The sequence below is a fragment of the Paracoccus alkanivorans genome (assembly GCF_003697785.1).
GTDB lineage: Bacteria > Pseudomonadota > Alphaproteobacteria > Rhodobacterales > Rhodobacteraceae > Paracoccus > Paracoccus alkanivorans.
In genome coordinates this window covers 20,845-40,642 of record NZ_QOKZ01000008.1, presented here as the reverse complement: position 1 = coordinate 40,642, position 19,798 = coordinate 20,845, and the positions used below count along the sequence as shown (strand labels likewise).

At 65.1% G+C, this 19,798-nt stretch carries 14 protein-coding genes, 1 tRNA gene and 1 pseudogene; 14 read left to right on the top strand and 2 right to left on the bottom strand.

Annotated elements, in window-relative coordinates:
- Positions 1–59: 59 nt before the first annotated feature.
- From C9E81_RS17760 to C9E81_RS17735, 6 genes are read left to right on the top strand one after another with little or no spacing between them, the layout of a single operon-like run.
- Positions 60–1,250 carry an SPOR domain-containing protein gene (locus C9E81_RS17760; protein ID WP_122113698.1) on the top strand — a complete coding sequence of 397 codons (1,191 nt, stop codon included), beginning with the start codon at positions 60–62 and terminating at the stop codon, positions 1,248–1,250.
- Positions 1,247–2,242 (top strand): glycoside hydrolase family 3 N-terminal domain-containing protein, encoded by a 996-nt coding sequence (locus tag C9E81_RS17755; RefSeq protein ID WP_122113697.1) that lies wholly within the window; start codon positions 1,247–1,249, stop codon positions 2,240–2,242. The genes C9E81_RS17760 and C9E81_RS17755 overlap by 4 nt, the downstream gene beginning before the upstream one ends.
- Positions 2,243–2,295: 53 nt before the next feature.
- Positions 2,296–3,126, top strand: a complete 831-nt coding sequence (locus C9E81_RS23155; protein ID WP_122113696.1) for a segregation and condensation protein A — start codon at positions 2,296–2,298, stop codon at positions 3,124–3,126.
- A 5-nt stretch (positions 3,127–3,131) separates the two neighbouring features.
- On the top strand, positions 3,132–3,821 hold the full coding sequence (scpB, locus tag C9E81_RS23150; RefSeq protein WP_425010665.1) for an SMC-Scp complex subunit ScpB: 690 nt from the start codon (positions 3,132–3,134) through the stop codon (positions 3,819–3,821).
- A 42-nt stretch (positions 3,822–3,863) separates the two neighbouring features.
- Positions 3,864–4,055, top strand: a complete 192-nt coding sequence (locus tag C9E81_RS17740; protein ID WP_122113695.1) for a hypothetical protein — start codon at positions 3,864–3,866, stop codon at positions 4,053–4,055.
- Between the two features lie 40 nt (positions 4,056–4,095).
- A complete protein-coding gene (locus C9E81_RS17735) occupies positions 4,096–5,202 on the top strand; it encodes a THUMP domain-containing class I SAM-dependent RNA methyltransferase (RefSeq protein ID WP_122113694.1) in 1,107 nt (368 codons plus the stop codon).
- A 26-nt stretch (positions 5,203–5,228) separates the two neighbouring features.
- On the opposite strand, the gene C9E81_RS17730 is transcribed toward C9E81_RS17735, so the two are convergent.
- The gene (locus tag C9E81_RS17730; RefSeq protein WP_122113693.1) at positions 5,229–7,145 is read right to left on the bottom strand and encodes a cation:proton antiporter; all 1,917 of its coding nucleotides are present in this window, start codon (positions 7,143–7,145) and stop codon (positions 5,229–5,231) included.
- Between the two features lie 260 nt (positions 7,146–7,405).
- Between C9E81_RS17730 and C9E81_RS17725 the strand changes: the two are divergent.
- From C9E81_RS17725 to C9E81_RS17700, 6 genes and pseudogenes are all read left to right on the top strand, one after another.
- Positions 7,406–8,920 (top strand): annotated as a pseudogene (locus tag C9E81_RS17725) (DEAD/DEAH box helicase); the annotation flags it as partial.
- 570 nt (positions 8,921–9,490) lie between these two features.
- On the top strand, positions 9,491–11,062 hold the full coding sequence (gene lnt / locus C9E81_RS17720; protein WP_122113691.1) for an apolipoprotein N-acyltransferase: 1,572 nt from the start codon (positions 9,491–9,493) through the stop codon (positions 11,060–11,062).
- Positions 11,063–11,403: 341 nt separating this feature from the next.
- Entirely contained in the window at positions 11,404–14,262 is a 2,859-nt protein-coding gene (gene uvrA, locus C9E81_RS17715; protein WP_122113803.1) for an excinuclease ABC subunit UvrA, read from the top strand.
- A complete protein-coding gene (locus C9E81_RS17710) occupies positions 14,259–14,630 on the top strand; it encodes a DUF4260 domain-containing protein (RefSeq protein ID WP_122113690.1) in 372 nt (123 codons plus the stop codon). The genes uvrA and C9E81_RS17710 overlap by 4 nt, the downstream gene beginning before the upstream one ends.
- Before the next feature lie 142 nt (positions 14,631–14,772).
- Positions 14,773–14,847, top strand: a tRNA-Gly gene (locus C9E81_RS17705).
- A 149-nt stretch (positions 14,848–14,996) separates the two neighbouring features.
- The gene (locus tag C9E81_RS17700; protein WP_122113689.1) at positions 14,997–15,200 is read left to right on the top strand and encodes a hypothetical protein; all 204 of its coding nucleotides are present in this window, start codon (positions 14,997–14,999) and stop codon (positions 15,198–15,200) included.
- A 233-nt stretch (positions 15,201–15,433) separates the two neighbouring features.
- Here C9E81_RS17700 and C9E81_RS17695 read toward each other — a convergent pair whose 3' ends face one another.
- Entirely contained in the window at positions 15,434–17,935 is a 2,502-nt protein-coding gene (locus C9E81_RS17695; protein ID WP_122113688.1) for a GcvT family protein, read from the bottom strand.
- 173 nt (positions 17,936–18,108) lie between these two features.
- Between C9E81_RS17695 and panC the strand changes: the two genes are divergently transcribed.
- Complete coding sequence (panC, locus tag C9E81_RS17690; RefSeq protein ID WP_122113687.1) at positions 18,109–18,966, top strand: pantoate--beta-alanine ligase; 858 nt, start codon at positions 18,109–18,111, stop codon at positions 18,964–18,966.
- 10 nt (positions 18,967–18,976) lie between these two features.
- Positions 18,977–19,786, top strand: coding sequence for a 3-methyl-2-oxobutanoate hydroxymethyltransferase (gene panB, locus C9E81_RS17685; RefSeq protein ID WP_122113686.1), 810 nt, complete (start codon positions 18,977–18,979; stop codon positions 19,784–19,786).
- Positions 19,787–19,798 lie beyond the last annotated feature (12 nt).

The following is a 19,798-nucleotide window of genomic DNA, read 5'->3' as shown; positions in this document are numbered from 1 at the left end:
TGCCGGCATGAAACGAGCAGGTAACCGTTAAGCCGGATCAACCGGCAGGCAGGCAGGCTATGGCAGTGATGGATTTCCGCGAAGGCGGATATGTTTTCTCGCGGCACAAGGTGCGGCGCGAATTTGCGTATGATCAGAACAGTTGGGATGACGAGGCGGCCGATCCGGACGACGTTCGCTTTGCGGCCGATCCCGACGGCACCGAAAGCCTCACGACGCGGCTTGCGCGCCTGACCCATTACCTGGGTGCATTGGCGTCGGTCGCGCTGATGATCGGGTTGATGGTCTGGGGATGGCAGCTGGTGTCGCGCGACGTCTCGGGCGTGCCGGTTATCCACGCCGTCGAAGGCGAGGCACGCACCACCCCCGAGGATCCGGGTGGCGAGTTGTCCAGCTATACCGGCTATGCCGTCAACGATGTCGCCGAGGGCGCGGAACCGGCCCCGATCGACCAGGTGGCCATCGCCCCTGCCGTGGTCGGCCTGACCGACGAGGATGTGGCGATGGGCGAGTTCGGCATTACCGCTCGTGAGCCCTCGCATCAATCCGAGGTCCCGCTCAGCTTCGACGGAGAGCCTGTCCAGCCGCTTTCGGATAGCGAAATGCGCAAACGCGCCGAGGCCGAGGCCGCCGCAGCCGCTGTGCATGCCGCCGCGGAAAACGCGGTCGCAAGCGCCGAGATCGTCGATGCACCGGCCAGCGAAGGTCCCGTCAACGAGGTGGTTACGGACGAGAATGGTGTGCCCGCACAGGCCGCCGCGATTACCGCCGCATTGGTAGAGGCCCAATCGACCCGTGATGCCGGTGCGCTGGCCAGTTCGGTGCGGCCGGCAAGGCGTCCGAGCACGGCCTCTGTCGCAACTCCGGCCCCTGCCGAAAGCGAGGCGCCTGCGAGCGAACCCGCCACCGTCACCGCAGCCGTCGAGGCACCCGCCGCGCGCCCTGCCCCGTCCGCAGCCGAAGCTTCCGAGCCCGAACCCGCGCCGGTTCAGGTTGCCTCGGGCGGTCCCGTGGTCCAGCTTGGCGCGTTCGACAGCGATGCCATCGCGAAAAGCGAATGGAGCCGCCTCTCGGGCAAGTTCGGCTCGCTCTTTTCGGGCAAGGGACAGGTGATCCAGCAGCATGAGTCGAATGGCCGCACCTTCTGGAGACTGCGGGTGGCAGGCTTTGACGACAAGTCGGACGCCCAGAACTTCTGCGCCGCGATGAAGGCGGGCGGTACCGACTGTATCGCCCTCGCCACGCAGTGAGCAGCAGCGCCACGATCCTCGGCGGCATCGCCGGGATCAGCCTCACACCGGATGAGCGGGATTTCTTCCGCTCGGCCGATCCGTGGGGCTTCATCCTATTCGCCCGCAATGTCGATAACCCCGAGCAGCTCCGCCGCCTGACCGGAGACCTGCGCGACGCGGTGGGCCGAGACGCCGTCGTGACCGTCGATCAGGAAGGCGGACGGGTGCAGCGCCTGCGCGCCCCGCATTGGCGCGAATGGCCCGCACCGCTCGATCAGGCGGAGGCGGGGGCGCGCGCGATGTGGCTGCGTTATCGCCTGATCGGGGCGGAGCTGCACGACGCCGGCATCGATTCCGATTGCGCGCCCGCGCTGGACGTGGCGCAGGCCGATACCCATCCATTCCTGCGCAACCGCTGTTTCGGCACCGATCCTGCCCGGGTGGCCGAACTGGGCCGGGCGGCAGCCGATGGATTGCTGGCGGCGGGCGTTCTGCCGATCGTCAAACATATGCCGGGCCATGGCCGCGCCGTGGCCGACAGTCATCACGACCTGCCGACCGTGACCGCCAGCGAAGAGGAGTTGAACGCGCTGGATTTCGCGCCGTTCCGGGCGCTGAAGGATCTGCCGATGGGAATGACCGGGCATATCCGCTTTGCCGCGCTGGACGAGGCACCGGCAACGGCTTCTTCCCGGATGGTCTCGATCATCCGCGAACGGATCGGCTTCGACGGGCTGCTGGTAACGGATGACATCGGCATGAACGCCCTGTCGGGGACCGAGCCCGAACGCGCCGCCGCCTCGATCGCGGCGGGCTGCGATCTGGTGCTGCATTGCAATGGCGATATCAGCACGATGGAGCCCGTCGTGGCCGCCGCCGGCGCCATGTCACCCGAGGCGCAGCGCCGCGCCGATGCCGCGCTGGCAATGCGACAACCGCCAAGGCCCGCCGATCTTGATGCGCTGATGGCCGAGTATCGCGCATTGGTGCCCGGAGCAGGCGCCGCTTGACTCCGTGCCGCCAAGGGCGGACTCTGTCGCTCTGACCGCAAGCGGGGGCTGCCATGGCCAAGCCTGTCAAGACCGTGCCCTATCTCAAGCCCGTCCCCGATGGGCCTGTAACCGATTCCTTCGACGCCGAGGCGGTGGCAGAGCGCCGCGCCGAAGAGGCGTTGATCGTTGATGTCGATGGTTACGAGGGGCCGCTTGACCTGCTGCTGACGCTGGCGCGGACGCAAAAGGTCGACCTGATGAAGATCTCGGTCCTGCATCTGGCCGAGCAGTATCTGGTTTTCGTCGAGCAGGCCCGTGCCCTGCGGATCGAACTGGCCGCCGATTACCTGGTCATGGCGGCATGGCTGGCCTTTCTGAAATCGCGCCTGCTACTGCCCCCTGATCCCGAGGCCGAAGGGCCGAGCGCCGAGGACATGGCGGCGCATCTCGCCTTTCAGCTGGAACGGCTGGACGCCATGCGGCAGGCAGCCGCGCGGCTGATGGGGCGCGACAGGCTCGGCATCAGCCGCTTTCAGCGCGGCGCCCCCGAGACGGTGACGCGCAAGCGGCGGACCGAATGGCAGGCCGGGCTGATCGACCTGATGCGCGCCTATGCGCGGCTCAAGACCCGCGACGAGTTCCGCCCCTATGCCTTCGACCGGCAGGACGTCTTCACCATGGAGCAGGCGCTGGAACGCATTCGCCGGATGATCGGCTTTGTTGGCGATTGGACGGATCTGTCGGATTTCCTGCCCGATGGCTGGGAGGGACAGGGCGCGCGCCGCCGTTCCGCCACCGCCGCCACCTTCGCCGCCTCGCTGGAGCTTGCAAGGGAGGGCAAGCTGGAGATACGGCAAAAGGATGCTTTCGCACCGATCACCATTCGACGCAGGCCGACGTGACCGAATTGACCGACGACGACCCCGATGCCCCGCCGCCCACAGAGGCCGCCAATTCGCCCGATTTCCCGCCTCCGCCAATGGAGCAGCAGGAAAGGATGGTCGAGGCGGTGCTTTTCGCCGCCGTTTCACCCGTCAGCATTCGCGAACTGGCACAGCGGCTGCCCATGGGCTGCGACCCGGCCGAAGCGGTCGCAGCCTTGCGCCGCCGCTACGATGGGCGCGGCATCACGCTGGAGCGGATCGGCGACGGTTACGCCTTCCGCACCGCATCCGACCTTGGTTTCCTGATGCAGGCCGAGACGGTCGAGCAGCGCAAGATGTCGCGCGCTGCCATCGAGACCCTGGCGATCATCGCCTATCATCAGCCCGTCACCCGCGCCGAGATCGAGGAAATCCGGGGCGTGGCGGTCAGCCGCGGCACGCTGGACCAGCTGATCGAGATGGAATGGGTGCGGATGGGCCGCCGCCGGATGACCCCGGGCCGCCCCGCGACCTTTGTCGTCACCGAGGCTTTCCTGGATCATTTCGGGCTGGAATCCGCGCGTGACCTGCCGGGGCTCTCGGAATTGCGGGCGGCGGGGCTGCTCGAGTCCCGCCCGCCCGGAGAGGCGATGACCATGCCCCTTGTCGAACGCGACGAGGATGACGACATTGAAAGTGACGATCCCGCGGAGGACCTGTTCGAGAATGACTGAAGCGTTTCCGGGAATGCCCTGGAACGCGATGGGGAGATCGAGATGAACGCCAACCAGCTTATCAACATGTTCGCCCGACTGGTGACGCGCCGCCTGATGAATTGGGGTATCAACAAGGGAATCCGCGCGGCCTCGAAATCCGGCAGGAAGCGCTCCGGGCCCGGCAAGAGAGCGGGCGTGAACAACAAGCGGACAAGGCAGGCCATGCGGATTCTTCGCCGGATCGGGCGCTGACCTTCTCGCCAATGCGCGCGGCTTGGGTTAGGGCTGCGCGATGAGCGATGATCCTTTCGATATATTCCTGGTTGCCACACCCGGGCTCGAACAGCCCCTTGCGGCCGAACTGCGCGAACTGGGCTGGATGCCCGAGACGCAGCCCGGCGGCCTGACCATTCGCGGGAGTTGGCGGGACGTGTGGCGGGCGAACCTGATGCTGCGGGGCGCGACCCGTGTCCTGGCGCGTATCGGCAGTTTCCGGGCGCTGCACCTGGCACAGCTTGACAAGCGGGCGCGCAAATTCCCGTGGGAAGAGGTGCTGCGTCCCGATCTTTCCATCCGGGTGGAGGCGACCTGCCGTGCCTCGCGCATTTACCATGCGGGCGCGGCGAAACAGCGGATCGAGCGGGCCCTGCACGAAGAGCTGGGGGCCGAGATCACGCCGGACGCGGCAATGGTGGTCAAGGTCAGGATCGAGGACGATCTGGTCACGATTAGCCTCGATACGACCGGCGAATCACTGCACAAGCGCGGCCACAAGGAAGCCGTCGCCAAGGCCCCGATGCGTGAAACCATGGCCGCGATGTTCCTGCGCGAGATGGGATATGACGGTAGCCAGCCGGTGCTGGACCCGATGTGCGGCTCGGGAACCTTCGTGATCGAGGCGGCGGAGATCGCGGCGGGCATGGCGCCGGGCCGCTCGCGCCGTTTCGCATTCGAGCAGCTTGCGAGTTTCGATCGGGCGGAATGGGACAGGATGCGGAAGGCCGTGGAGCCGCGTTCCGCCGTGCCGCAATTCTTCGGCAGCGACCGGGATGCGGGGGCGGTGCGGATGAGCGTCGCCAATGCCGAGCGTGCCGGAATAACGGGCTGCACCCGGTTCGAACAATGCCAGATCAGCGACCTGGAATGCCCCGATTGCCCGCCGGGCATCGTGATCGTGAATCCGCCCTATGGCGCACGGATCGGCAACAAGGGGCCGCTTTACGGCTTGCATGCGGCGATGGGAGAGGTGTTCCGGGAACGGTTCAGGGGCTGGCGCGTGGGAATCGTGACCAGCGATGCCGGACTGGCCAAGGCGACCGGGCTGACCTGGCGGGCGCCGGGGCCGGTCGTGGCACATGGCGGGCTGAAGATCCGGCTCTGGCAGACGGGGCCGCTATAGGCCGTTCACGCCCCGCGGCGGCCGCATTACGCCTCTTTCGTCACGCTGCCATTGCCCTCGCCGCGCCTGACCGCCTCGGCTTCGGCCTTCGCCTGCTCCTTCGCCGCTTCCCGCGCTTCGTTTTCACGCGCGATCTGCTCTGCGGCCTCGGGCGGCAGGAGCGAGATGATACGCGCATCGGGACGATCCACCAGGTCGTCTTCGCTGCCCACGAACCACAGCTGCCGGTTGGAGACGACGGCCAGCGGAATGGCGGTCTCGCGTGCCCGCCGCCAGTCTTCAAGGCGATATTCGCCGGTCAGCCGGGTGGTGCGGAAAATCCAGCCCCCGGCCAGCAATTCCAGGTATTCCGCCAATGTGCGGTTGCCGTTGACCGCCCGTCCTCCAAGTTGGCTGGGCAGGGCATGGCGGGCGCGCGCCTCCTTGTGACGGGCAAGCTGCCAGATCGATTCGCGCCCGAATTCCGGCCCCAGATCGGTGGCGACCAGCGTGTTGTAGGCGTCGTTGTCCGAGGCCGCGAGAATGCCACTATAAGCGATGAACTCGACATTGTGCTCGGCCGCTTCGCCCAGGATATCGCCGTAGAAAACCGGCAATCCGGCGGCCCGGGCGCTGCGCAGGTGATCGCGGTTCGGATCGGTGATCAGCACATCGACCTCGGCCTTTTGCAAAGCCGTCGCCAGCCCGGTGGCGAATTGCGAGCCGCCGACGATCAGCAAGCCCGGTTTCTGGCCCGAGGACAGGTCCAGCCGCCTCGCGAATGGTGCCAGCGTGAAGCCGTGCAGCACCACCGTGGTCAGGACCAGCACGAAGGCCAACGGAGCAACCAGTGCGCCATCGGCGACGCCCTCGGCCACCAGCCTTTCGGCGAATACGCCCGAAACCGCGACCAGCACCACCCCGCGCGGGCCGGTAAAGGCGATCAGCATCCGCTCTTTCATCGGCAGGTTGGTCCCGATCAGCGAGACCAGCACCGTCAGCGGACGCGCCACCAGCACCACCAGCGCCACGAACAGCCCCGCCCGCCACCAGTTCAGCTGCGCCAGCGTCTCGAACTCGATCCCCGCCCCCATCAGGATGAACACGCCAGAGACCAGCAGGATCGTCGCATGTTCCTTGAAGCGGTAAAGCTCGTGATAGCTGGGCAGGTCGGCATTGGCGATCACCAGCCCCATCACCGTCACGGCCAGCAGGCCGCTTTCATGCAGCAGGCTGTCGGAGACCGCGAATACCGCCAGCACCGCGACGAACAAAAGCGGCACCTTCATGTATTCCGGCACCCAGCCCCGGCGGAAAGCCTGCACGATCGCGTAACCGGCCAGCCCGCCGATCAGCACCGCCAGGCCGACGCCGACAACCAGTTGCCCGAGGGCGGCGCCCCATCCAAGGCCGGTATTGCGGATCAGCACGATTTCAAGCGCCAGCACCGCGGCCAGCGCGCCGATCGGATCGTTGACGATGCCTTCCCATTGCAGCACCTGAGCCGGCCGCGAGGTCAGCTTGGCCTGACGCAGCAACGGCCCGATGACCGTCGGGCCGGTGACAATCATGATACCGCCGAAGACGATGGCGGCCTCCCATCCCAGTCCGGCGCCGAAGACCAGCGCCAGCGACGAGAAGATCCAGCCGAGCGGGGCGCCGATATAGACCAGCCGCCGCACGGCGGGGCGCGCATCGGCCAGCTTCTTGAAACTGAGCGTCAGCCCGCCCTCGAACAGGATCACCGCCACCGCCAGCGCGATCATCGGCTGAATGATCGCGCCCAGGTCACGCACCGGCACGAAAAGTCCCGTGACCGGTCCCAGCACCAGCCCCGCCGCCAGCATCAGCACGATAGCCGGAAGCCTGAAGCGCCATGCGAGCCACTGTGCCGCCACACCCGCCACGCCCACCATGGCGAAGGCCTGCATCGGGCTGATCCCGCCAGTCATCTCGGTTGCCATCCCTGTCCCCTTGCCGCTGCTCCTGTCGTGGAACCTGCATTCCCGGCCAGAGTTCCGCAAGCATATCCGAATACAGGCATTTCCCTTGTCAAAGATTGACGTTGCAGCCGGTTTGGTCTAGCGAGTGCCTGCCCGCATCCGGCGGGCCGACCGAAGGGGCGTGCGGATATGCGTCCCATGAAAGCCGCCAAGCGCCATCCGGGCGCGCGGCATGGAACGCATCGCGCGATATTCGCGCGGCATCTTGCAGAAAGTCCCTGATGACGAAATTTTCCGACCTGAAGCTTGACCCCAAGGTTCTCAAGGCGATCGCCGAGGCGGGTTACGACAACCCCACCCCCATCCAGCAGGGTGCGATCCCGCCAGCGCTGGAGGGGCGCGACGTGTTGGGTATCGCCCAGACCGGCACTGGTAAAACGGCCAGTTTCACCCTGCCGATGATCACGCTGCTGGGGCGCGGGCGGGCGCGGGCGCGGATGCCCCGCAGCCTTGTGCTCTGCCCGACGCGGGAACTGGCGGCGCAGGTGGCCGAGAATTTCGACATCTACGCCAAGCATACGCGGCTGACCAAGGCGCTGCTCATCGGCGGCGTCTCCTTCGGCGAGCAGGACAAGCTGATCGATCGCGGCGTCGATGTGCTGATCGCCACGCCCGGCCGCCTGCTGGATCATTTCGAGCGCGGCAAGCTGTTGCTTACCGGTGTGCAGATCATGGTCGTGGACGAGGCCGACCGGATGCTGGACATGGGTTTCATCCCCGATATCGAGCGGATCTTCCAGCTGACCCCCTTCACCCGCCAGACGCTGTTCTTCAGCGCAACCATGGCGCCCGAGATCGAGCGGATCACCAATACCTTCCTGCACGCCCCCGAGCGGATCGAGGTTGCGCGGCAGGCCACCGCCAGCGAAACCATCACGCAGCGGCTGGTCGAGATCGCCCCCTCCCGCCGGGATCAGGCCGTCAAGCAGAAACGCGAGCTTCTGCGCGCGCTGATCGATGCCGAGGGCGAGGCGCTGACCAATGCGATCATCTTCTGCAACCGCAAGACGGATGTGGATATCGTCGCAAAATCGCTGAAGAAATACGGCTATGATGCCGCGCCCATCCATGGCGACCTGGACCAGAGCCACCGGACCCGGACACTGGATGGTTTCCGGGACGGCAGCCTGAAGCTGCTGGTCGCCTCGGATGTCGCCGCTCGGGGGCTGGACATCCCCGCTGTCAGCCATGTCATCAATTTCGATCTGCCCAGCCATGCCGAGGACTATGTCCACCGTATCGGCCGCACCGGGCGGGCGGGCCGCAAGGGCATCGCGATCAGCATCGGCACGCCAGCGGATGACAAATATCTCTCGGCCATCGAGACGCTGCTGAAACAGAGCCTGCCGCGCGCCCCTCTGCCGGAAGGTTTCTCTCCTTCCGACGAGTCGCGTTCCGCATCCCGCGACGATCGCAAGGACAGCCGTGGCAGCTCGCGCCGTCGCAGCAGCCGCCGCGATGATGACCGCGCGCATGACAAGGATCGTTTACAGGACAAGACCGAAAGCCGCCCGTCAAGCGACCGTCACGGTCCTGCCGAAACCGAGGCGTCGAAACCGGAGCGCAGCAGCCAGCGGCGCGACGACCGCCGCCGCGGACGCGGAGAAGATCGTGGTCCGGCTGTGATCGGCATGGGAAACCATGTTCCCCAATTCATGCTGGTCAGCCTGCGTTCGGCCACGGACAGTGCCTCGGTCGACGGTGACGACGTGCCCGAAACGGTCGAACAGCAGGTCGAGGAAAAACCGGCAGAGGCGCCCGCGAAATCCAAGCGCCGCAGCCGCAAATCGTCGAAATCCGCAGATCCGGCGAAGACCGGGCAGAAGGCGGAAGAAAACCCGGCTGCCGTGGAAACGGCTTCCGAAGAGGCCATAGCAGAGGATCAGGCGGCACAAGGCGCCGTGGAATCCACTCCGGCGAAACCCAAGCGCACGCGCCGCAAGAAATCCGAGACCCCGGAAACGGCCAAGGCCCCGGAAATGGTGGAAGCGTCCGAAAGTGCCGCCCCCGCCGCAGAAAAGCCCAAGCCGCGCAAGACACGTTCGCGCAGCAGCAAGGCCAAGACCGAAGAAAAAGCGGCCGAAACCACAGAAGAAGCGCCAAAACCTAAGCGCAGCACGCGCCGCAAGAAATCGGACGATGCGGACGCGTCCAAATCCGGGCCGGAAAGCAAGACGGACGCCGAGACGCCAAAGCCCAAGACAACGCGCAGCCGGCGCAAGAAGACGGAGGAGACAGTGGCCGAAAGCGGCAAGGACCAACCCGCACCGTCCGAAACCGCCGATAGCTCTGACTCGTGATACGGCATGTCCGCGATTCGTCGCGCCCATAGGCTCCCACTGGCGGACGTGCCTCGCCGCCGCTCGCTGATCCATCTCCTGCCCGACCTCGTATTGGGGGCATTGGCCGCGCTTGGCCTTGCCCCTTTCAGCATCTGGGGCATCACGCTGGTGACGCTTTCGCTGCTGATCTGGCGTATCTCGCGCGCGGGCACGGCGGGGGCCAGTTTCCGGCACGCGCTCGCGGGCGGGGTCGGCTGGTTCGCCCTCGCCCTTGTCTGGATCGTCGAGCCTTTCCTGGTCGAGCCCGAGATCTATGGCTGGATGGCGCCCTTCGCGCTGATCCTGATGGCCTTGGGCGGCGGGCTGTTCTGGGCGCTACCGGTCTGGATCGCATCGCGCCTTTGCCCCGCCCCCCGGGCACGGACCATGGGGATTGTCTCCGCGCTTATCCTGTCGGACTGGCTGCGCGGCTGGATCTTTACCGGCCTGCCATGGGCGCTGACCGGTCATGTCTGGATCGGCACCCCGATCGCGCAGACCGCCGCATGGACCGGCGCCATCGGGCTCAGCGCCCTGACCCTGATCGCGGCCGCCCTGCCCGCCCTGCTCTGGCGTTCCTCCGGCAACCCGGTGATCGGCGCCTTGCCGGGGGTGGTGCTGTCGATCCTGCTTGTCGGATCGGGCTGGGCCGCGGGTCTTGCGCGACAGGCCCAGCCTCTTCCGCCCGACACCGGGCTGCGCCTGCGTATCGTTCAGCCCAATGCCGAGCAGCGCCTGAAATGGGACCCGGAATGGTCCGGCGTGTTTTTCCGGCGTCTTCTTGACCTCTCCGCCGAACCCGGTCCCCGGGATCTGGTCATCTGGCCGGAAACGGCGGTGAATTTCCTGCTGAACGATGCCGGGGATATCCTACCCGCCATGTCGCGGGCCGCCGATGCCCCACTTGTCATGGGTATCCAGCGGCAAGAGGGCAGCCGCTATTACAACAGCCTTGCCGCCGTGGCGCCCGGCGGAGAGGTGATCTCGATCTATGACAAGTTCCATCTTGTTCCCTTCGGCGAATATGTCCCCTGGGGGGACGAGTTGGCGCGTCTTGGAATCGGCGCTTTCGCGGCCCAGCAGGGCAACGGCTATTCCGCCGGTCCCGGACCGCAAGTCACCACCCTGCCCGGCCTGCCCGCCTTCCAGCCGCTGATCTGTTACGAGGCGATCTTTCCACAGCATATGCGCGGGCTGGACAACCGTCCCGGCTGGCTGCTGCAGATCACCAATGACGGCTGGTTCGGCAAGTTTTCCGGCCCCTATCAGCATCTGGCGCAAGCCCGCCTGCGTGCCATCGAGACCGGCCTGCCGCTGATCCGCGCCGCCAATACGGGCGTCAGCGCGGTGATCGACGCGCATGGCGATATCCGCCAGAGCCTGCCCCTGGGCGAATCGGGCAAGATCGACGCAAAGCTGCCCGGAGCCCTGCCCCCGACGAGGTGGGCAAGCTGGGGTCCGGCACCGGTTGTCCTGCTGGCGCTGATCCTGCTGACAGCCGCCGCAGCATCGCGATTCGCACGATCCCGCAGGAATGGCGGTGCAGGCCGGGAATGATGCCTCGGTAATGCCGGCATTCGCCTTTCCGCCTGACTAGAGCAGTTTGCGCCTGATCGAATTCATCCCGGCTCACTTCTTCTTCATGCAAATATCCCGGGGGTCGCCGGCCGGTCGCGCCACCGGTTCGAGAGACCTGCCGGCGACGGGCAGCGCCCCCGGCCATCGCAGGATGCAAGTCGCAACTGAACCTGACTAACTGCAAACTGCTTTATCCCTGAAAGCAACCCGCCGAAACATTTTCACCGCTTGCGATTGCGTTCCCTTTATGTTCTCATGATCTGGTTGCTTTTTCGGGGGCCGGCATTATGTCTGGCAGCGGATCGGTCGGGGCACGCCTTATGGAACAGAAGTTCATCGAAGTTCGCGGCGCGCGCGAGCATAATCTCAAAAGCGTGGATATGGATATCCCGCGCGACAAGCTGGTGGTAATCACCGGGCTGTCGGGCAGCGGTAAATCCAGCCTCGCCTTCGATACGGTCTATGCCGAGGGGCAGCGGCGCTATGTCGAAAGCCTGTCGGCCTATGCGCGGCAGTTCCTCGACATGATGGGCAAGCCGGATATGGATCATATCAGCGGCCTGTCCCCGGCGATTTCCATCGAGCAGAAGACGACCTCCAAGAACCCCCGCTCGACCGTCGGGACCGTCACCGAGATCTACGATTACCTGCGGCTGCTCTTTGCCCGCGCCGGCACGCCCTATTCCCCCGCGACCGGCCTGCCGATCGAGGCGCAGCAGGTGCAGGACATGGTCGACCGGATCATGGCGATGGAGGAAGGCACCCGCGCCTATCTGCTGGCCCCGATCGTGCGCGACCGGAAGGGCGAATACAAAAAGGAATTCCTGGAGCTTCGCAAACAAGGTTTCCAACGCGTCAAGGTCGATGGGCAGTTCTTTGAGCTGGACGAGCCACCCACGCTCGACAAGAAATTCCGCCACGATATCGACGTCGTCGTGGACCGGCTGGTCGTGCGCGAGGGGCTGGAGACGCGACTGGCCGACAGTCTGCGCACCGCTCTGGATTTGGCCGACGGGATTGCGGTTCTGGAAACCGCCCCGGCCGAGGGTGAGCCCGAGCGGATCACCTTCAGCGAGAATTTCGCCTGCCCCGTCAGCGGCTTCACCATCCCCGAAATCGAACCGCGGCTGTTTTCCTTCAACGCCCCTTTCGGCGCCTGTCCGGTCTGTGACGGGCTTGGGGTCGAGCTGTTCTTCGACGAACGGTTGGTTGTGCCCGATGCCTCGCTATCGGTGGACAAGGGAGCCATCGCGCCATGGGCCAAGTCGAAATCGGCCTATCTGACCCAGACCATCAACGCGCTGGCAAAGCATTACGGCTTCGACAAGAAGACCCCGTGGACGGATCTGCCCGAGGAGGTGCGGCGCCTGTTCCTGTTCGGCTCGGGCGATGAGCAGATCAAGTTCCGTTTCGATGATGCCGGACGGGTTTACGAGGTGTCCCGGGCCTTCGAAGGGGTCATCCCGAATATGGAGCGCCGCTTGCGCGAATCCGATTCGCAATGGGTGCGCGAGGAGTTCGAACGCTACCAGAACAACCGCCCCTGCGGCGCCTGTAACGGCTATCGCCTGAAACCCGAGGCGCTGGCCGTCAAGATCGCGGGCAATCATGTCGGACAGGTGGTCGAGCTGTCGATCAAGGAGGCGTTGGCCTGGGTCGAGGATGCACCGAACCATCTGTCGAAGCAGAAGAACGAGATCGCCGCCGCGATCCTCAAGGAAATCCGCGAAAGGCTTGGCTTCCTCGTGAATGTCGGGCTCGACTACCTGACCCTGTCGCGGGCGGCGGGAACGCTGTCGGGCGGCGAAAGCCAGCGCATCCGCCTGGCCAGCCAGATCGGCAGCGGTTTGACCGGGGTGCTTTACGTGCTGGACGAACCCTCGATCGGCTTGCATCAGCGCGACAATGACCGGCTGCTGAAAACGCTGATGAACCTGCGCGATCAGGGCAATTCGGTGCTGGTGGTCGAGCATGACGAGGATGCGATCCGCCATGCCGATTACGTTTTCGACATGGGCCCCGGCGCCGGTGTGCATGGCGGCACCGTGGTCAGTCATGGCACGCCCGACCAGATCGCCGCCGACCCGGCCAGCCTGACGGGGCAGTATCTGGCGGGCGCGCGCGAAATCGCCGTCCCGTCAGAGCGGCGCAAGGGCACTGGCAAATCGGTGACGGTGGTCAAGGCCACCGGCAACAACCTGAAAGAGGTCACCGCCGAATTTCCCCTGGGCAAGTTCATCTGCGTCACCGGCGTTTCGGGCGGCGGCAAATCGACGCTGACCATCGAGACGCTGTTCAAGACCGCCTCGCTGCGGCTGAACGGCGCGCGCCAGACCCCCGCCCCCTGCGAAACCATCAAGGGGCTGGAGCATCTGGACAAGGTCATCGATATCGACCAGCGCCCCATTGGCCGCACGCCACGCTCGAACCCCGCCACCTATACAGGTGCCTTCACCCCGATTCGTGACTGGTTCGCCGGTCTGCCTGAATCCAAGGCGCGCGGTTACAAGCCCGGACGGTTCAGTTTCAACGTCAAGGGCGGCCGCTGCGAGGCCTGCCAGGGCGACGGCGTCATCAAGATCGAGATGCATTTCCTGCCCGATGTCTATGTCGAATGCGAAACCTGCAAAGGCGCGCGCTATAACCGCGAGACGCTGGAGATCAAGTTCAAGGGCAAGAGCATCGCCGATGTTCTCGACATGACGGTCGAGGATGCGCAGCAATTCTTTACCGCCGTTCCCTCGATCCGCGAAAAGATGGACGCGCTGATGCAGGTGGGGCTTGGCTATATCAAGGTCGGCCAGCAGGCGACGACCCTCTCGGGCGGCGAGGCGCAGCGGGTCAAGCTGTCCAAGGAACTCAGCCGGCGTGCGACCGGGCGCACGCTCTATATCCTCGACGAGCCGACCACCGGCCTGCATTTCGAGGATGTGCGTAAGCTGCTGGAAGTGCTGCATTCCCTTGTCGAACAGGGCAATACGGTCGTGGTGATCGAGCATAACCTGGACGTCATCAAGACCGCCGACTGGATCATCGATATCGGCCCCGAGGGCGGCGATGGCGGCGGGCGGATCGTGGCGACCGGCACGCCCGAGACCGTGGCGGAAGCCGAGGAAAGCCATACCGGGCGCTACCTGGCGCCAATGCTGAAACCGGCGCGCATCCGGGCGGCAGAGTGACACCCGTTCTCTGGCAGCGGATCGAGGGCGGGCTTGTCCTTGCAGCCGCCCTGCCCCTTGCCGGGGCGACGCAGCCGGGTTGGCCGCTCTGGCTCTGGCCGATCGCGCTTCTGGCCCCCGATCTGTCCATGCTGGGCTATCTGGCCGGGCCGCGCATCGGTGCCGCGGTCTACAACGCGTTTCATCTTTATGCTTGCGGGCTGATCCTGGCACTGCTGGGGCTGTTGAGCGGACAGCCGGCCTGGATCGCCGCCGGAGCGATCTGGCTGGCTCATATCGGCGGCGATCGGGCCTTGGGTTATGGGCTGAAATCCGCGACCGGCTTTCGCGATACCCATCTTGGCCGGATCGGGAACGACGCTGACTGACAAGGCCCGGCCTGCAAAGCGATTTCTACCGAACCCGCCGCAAAAATCTGCCCGAAGATTAAATTTTCCCCTTGCACCCCCCGGCTCAGTCCCATAAATCACCGCTCACCGAAGGCGAAACGAAGCGCCGTCGGAACAGGATGCGGGCGTAGCTCAGGGGTAGAGCATAACCTTGCCAAGGTTAGGGTCGTGAGTTCGAATCTCATCGCCCGCTCCAAAAACTTCCATTTCCCCGGGAAGTAGATGCGATTGGATGATCGCGTCCGGCATGTTTTTGCCTTTCCAGACAGCTATGTCTCAATATCTGTATACAGCTTCACGCAATCTGCCCTACAATGGCGGAAGTAAAAAGCAAGGAGCGTATTGATGATTAAATTCACCACTTTGGCGACAGTTTTCGGTCTGGCCGCATCTTCGGCGCTGGCGGGGGGCTATGTCGCTCCCATTGTCGAGCCAGCACCCGTGATCGTCGAGGAGGAACCGGCATCCTCGAACGCTGGCCTGATCGTTCCCGCCCTGTTGTTGCTGGGCGTCGTCGCTGCGGTCGCTTCGGACGACGACGACAGCTAGGACGACATCGGCGGGATATGCCCCGCATCATGTGACGGATATCCTTGCCGGTAACGGTCGCGTATGCGAGGATGGTCCCGCAAGGTCATGCTCTTAATTGTCGGATGACAATGGCCCGCCAGTGATGGCGGGCTTTTCTTGTATTGCAAAACCGTGCGGCCGGTATTCAAAGGGCCAGAGGCCGGGGAAGGCGAAAGGGCGGCCAGCAGCACGTCGCCGCCGCCTGCCCGCCTTTACCCGTCCACGCGGATACGGGCGTTCTGCGGGTCATAGGGGCTGTCCTCGGCCACCTCCGCGTCCCAGAGTTCGCGGAACATCCTAACCTTCAGCCGGGTGCCCGGTTCGGCCAGGTCAGGACGGACATAGCCCATGCCGATCTGCTTGCCGAACGCCACCGAATAACCGCCCGAGGTCAGCCGCCCGATCTTCTCGCCATCGGTGAACAATGCCTCGCGGCCCCAGGGATCGGCGTCTCCCGGCCCGTCGATCAGCAGCGTAACGCATTTCGAACGGATACCCGTTGCCTCCATCGCCGGTTTGCCCTTGAAATCCTTGGACAAATCGACAAAGCGATCCAGCCCGGCTTCAAGTGGAGTGGCATCGCGGCCCAGTTCGGTGCCAAAGGCACGATAGGACTTCTCCTGCCGCAGCCAGTTCTGCGCCCGCGCGCCGACCAGTTTCATCCCCAGGGGCTCGCCCGCCTCCATCAGCCGGTCGAACAGATGGTTCTGCATCTCGATCGGGTGATGCAGTTCCCATCCCAATTCGCCGGTATAGGCGACCCGGATAGCCTGAACCGGCACCATGCCCAGTTCGATCCGCCTCATTGAAAGCCATGGGAAACGCTTGTTCGACAAGGCGGTTTCCGGATCGGCATCGCGGATCAGCCCGGCCAGCACATCGCGCGAGGACGGGCCGGCGATGGCGAACACGCCCCATTGCGTGGTCACGTCCTGGATGCTGACGAACGCGCCGCCTGCGGCCATGAAATCTTCGGCCGATTTCAGCAGGTTGTCCTGATCGTAATCCGCCCATGCGCCCGCCGAGACCAGATAGTAGTCATTCTCGCCCCGCCGCACGATGGTGTATTCGGTGCGCGTGGTGCCCGCCTCGGTCAGGGCATAGGTCAGGTTGATGCGCCCGACCTTGGGCAGCTTGTTGGTGGTCAGCCAGTCAAGAAACGCCGTCGCGCCCGGCCCGGTCACGACATGCTTGGCGAATGCCGTCGCGTCGATCAGGCCCGCCGTGTTCCGGATCGCCTCGGCCTCGGCGCGCGCATACTCCCACCAGCCGCCCCGGCGGAAGCTACGCGAATCGTGGTCGAACCCTTCCGGCGCATCCAGCGGGCCGAAATAATTGGGCCGCTCCCAGCCATTCACTGCACCGAACTGCGCGCCGCGCGCCTTCTGCCGGTCATAGGCCGGAGATGTCCGCAACGGGCGGCAGGCCGGGCGCTCTTCGTCCGGATGATGCAGGATATAGACGTGATCATAGGCCTCTTCATTCTTGCGCGCGGCATATTCGGTGGTCATCCAGCGGCCGAAGCGGCGCGGGTCCAGCGATGCCATGTCGATCTCGGCCTCGCCTTCGGTCATCATCTGCGTCAGGTAATGGCCGGTGCCGCCCGCCGCGGTGATGCCAAAGCTGAAGCCCTCGGCCAGCCACATGTTGCGCAGGCCCGGCGCGGGACCGACCAGCGGATTGCCATCCGGGGTGTAGCAGATCGGGCCGTTGAAATCGTCCTTCAGCCCCACCTCTTCCGATGTCGGAATCCGGTGGATCATCGCCATGTATTCCTCTTCGATCCGGTCCAGGTCCAGCGGGAACAGGTCGGCGCGGAAGCTCTCGGGCACGTCATAGAGGAAGCGCGCCGGGGCGTTGCGCTCATATGGCCCCATGATCCAGCCGCCGCGTTCCTCGCGCACATACCATTTGGCGTCGGCGTCGCGCAGGACCGGATGCTCGGGATTGCCCTCTTCGCGCCACTTGATCAGCGCCGGATCCTTTTCGGTAACGATGAACTGATGCTCGACCGGGATGGCAGGTATCCTGATGCCCAGCAGCCGCGCGGTGCGCTGCGCGTGGTTGCCGGTCGCCGTCACCACATGCTCGGCCCGGATCTCGAACAATTCGCCGGTGGGAACCAGGTTGCCGCCCTTCTCGCCCATCTTCTCGCAGGTGACGATCCATTCGGTTCCGGTCCATTGATAGCCGTTCACCTGGATCTTGCGCTCGATGGAGCAGCCCGCCATCCGCGCGCCCTTGGCCATGGCCTGGGTCACATCGGCGGGGTTGATATAGCCATCGGTGGGATGGAAGATCGCGCCCTTCAGATCCTCGGTCCGGACCAGCGGCCAGCGTTCCTTGATCTGGGCGGGGGTCAGAAATTCATGCTCGATCCCCACCGTCTCTGCGGTCGAGGAATAGAGCATGTATTCATCCATCCGCTCCTGCGTCTGCGCCATGCGCAGGTTGCCGCAACGGGTGAAACCGGCATTCAGCCCCGTCTCGGCCTCCAGCCCGGCATAAAGCTTGACCGAATAATCATGGATATGGCTGGTCGCGTAGCCCATGTTGAACAGCGGCAGCAGCCCGGCGGCGTGCCATGTCGAGCCCGATGTCAGCTCGTCACGCTCGACCAGCAGCGTCTCCCACCCGGCGCGGGCCAGATGCAGGGCAATGCCGCATCCGACCGCACCGCCCCCGACGACAAGAACCTTCACATGCGTTTTCATGGCTGGCGACTCCTCTGGCCCGAATTTCCTCCGTTAGTGCCAGAGCAAATTCCGAACGGTCCCATCCGCCCGACCATTGGCGGCAAAAAACGACATGCTGCATCGCAGCACTTGTGCTAAACGCGCTCGAAAGGCTAATTTGGGCCCCATCCCTCGGGAGGAGGATCAGGATAATGCAGATTTGCCGCAGCAAGCAGGCCATGCGCGAATGCGCGGATGCGTGGCGGGCCGAGGGGCAGCGCATCGCGCTGGTGCCCACAATGGGCGCATTGCATGACGGGCACATGACATTGGTCGCCCGCGCCCGCGACTGGCTGAAGGCACAGGGCGGCGGGCGGCTGGTGACATCGATCTTCGTCAATCCGACGCAATTCGGTCCGAACGAGGATCTCGACAAATATCCCCGCAACGAGGAAAACGACCTGGCGCTGTTGCGGCAGGCGGGCGTCGATGCCGCCTTCCTGCCCACGGCAGGGGATATCTATCCCCCCGGCACCCAGACCATTGTCGAGGCCACGGCCCTGTCGCGGATGCTGATCGGGCGGCTGCGCCCCGGCCATTTCCGCGGCGTGACCACGGTGGTGACCAAGCTGTTCAACATCACCCGCTGCGATGCCGCCGCCTTCGGCGAGAAGGACTACCAGCAACTGACCATCATCCGGCAGATGGTCGGCGATCTGGACATGCCGGTGCGAATCATCCCCGTCCCCACCGTGCGCGAGGCTGACGGGCTTGCCATGTCCTCGCGCAATCTGCGCCTGAGCCCGCAGGACCGGGCGGCCGCCCCGGTGCTGTGCCGCGCCCTCGACCGCGCGCAGCAGCTGGTGGCGGAAGGCGTCACCCTCACCGCGCTGCGCCGCGAGATCCGCGCGATGCTGGACAGCGAACCTTGCGGCGAGACCCGCTTCATCGACATCCGCGACGCCACCGACCTGTCGCGGATCAACCATATCGACCGCCCCGTTGTGATCCTGCTGGCCGTCCGCTTCGGCGATGTGCTGCTGATCGATCAACGCGTCGCGCATCCCTGAAGAGGTCCGCATGTCCGCACAAGCCCCGATCAAGCGTATCACCACACCCGAAATCGCCGCCCGCAAGGGCGGCACGCCCATCGTCTCGCTGACCGCCTATACCGCGCCGATGGCTGCCATGGTCGACAAGCATGCCGAGGTGATCCTCGTCGGCGACAGTCTCGGGATGGTAGTGCATGGCCTGCCCTCGACCATCGGCGTCACGCTCGAAATGATGATCCTGCATGGACAGGCCGCCATGCGCGGCAGCCAGCGGGCACTGGTCGTGATCGACATGCCTTTCGGCAGCTATGAGGAAAGCCCGAAACAGGCCTTCCGCAACGCCGCCCGGATCATGGCCGAAACCGGCGCGGGCGCCGTCAAGCTGGAAGGCGGGACGCGCATGGCCGAAACCATCCGCTTCCTGACCGAACGCGGTATCCCGGTCATGGGCCATGTCGGCCTGACCCCGCAGGCGACCAACACCATGGGCGGTTTCAAGACCCAGGGCCGCGACGAATCCGACTGGCCCGCCCATGTCGCCGACGCAGAGGCCGTGGCCGATGCAGGCGCCTTCTGCATTGTCGTCGAGGGCGTGATGGAGGCGCTTGCCGACCGCATCACCGAAGCCGTCCCGGTGCCGACCATCGGTATCGGCGCCTCGAACCGTTGCGACGGGCAGATCCTCGTGCTGGACGACATGCTGGGTCTGTCCGGCCGCGTGCCGCGTTTCGTGCGCAAATTCGGCGATCTCGGTCCCCGGACCGAGGAGGCGATCGCAGCCTATGCCGAAGCCGTCCGTGACCGCAGCTTTCCCGGGGATGGGCAGGTCTACCGTTAGAGGGTTGCCCCG

Excerpts from the sequence above, each read along its gene's own strand:
- C9E81_RS17740 (WP_122113695.1), top strand. The coding sequence starts at position 3,864 with ATGAACGCCAACCAGCTTATCAACATGTTCGCCCGACTGGTGACGCGC.
- C9E81_RS17695 (WP_122113688.1), bottom strand. The coding sequence starts at position 17,935 with ATGAAAACGCATGTGAAGGTTCTTGTCGTCGGGGGCGGTGCGGTCGGA.
- C9E81_RS17735 (WP_122113694.1), top strand. The coding sequence starts at position 4,096 with ATGAGCGATGATCCTTTCGATATATTCCTGGTTGCCACACCCGGGCTC.
- panC (WP_122113687.1), top strand. The coding sequence starts at position 18,109 with ATGCAGATTTGCCGCAGCAAGCAGGCCATGCGCGAATGCGCGGATGCG.
- uvrA (WP_122113803.1), top strand. The coding sequence starts at position 11,404 with ATGGAACAGAAGTTCATCGAAGTTCGCGGCGCGCGCGAGCATAATCTC.
- C9E81_RS17730 (WP_122113693.1), bottom strand. The coding sequence starts at position 7,145 with ATGGCAACCGAGATGACTGGCGGGATCAGCCCGATGCAGGCCTTCGCC.
- panB (WP_122113686.1), top strand. The coding sequence starts at position 18,977 with ATGTCCGCACAAGCCCCGATCAAGCGTATCACCACACCCGAAATCGCC.
- C9E81_RS17700 (WP_122113689.1), top strand. The coding sequence starts at position 14,997 with ATGATTAAATTCACCACTTTGGCGACAGTTTTCGGTCTGGCCGCATCT.
- C9E81_RS17760 (WP_122113698.1), top strand. The coding sequence starts at position 60 with ATGGCAGTGATGGATTTCCGCGAAGGCGGATATGTTTTCTCGCGGCAC.
- lnt (WP_122113691.1), top strand. The coding sequence starts at position 9,491 with ATGTCCGCGATTCGTCGCGCCCATAGGCTCCCACTGGCGGACGTGCCT.
- C9E81_RS23155 (WP_122113696.1), top strand. The coding sequence starts at position 2,296 with ATGGCCAAGCCTGTCAAGACCGTGCCCTATCTCAAGCCCGTCCCCGAT.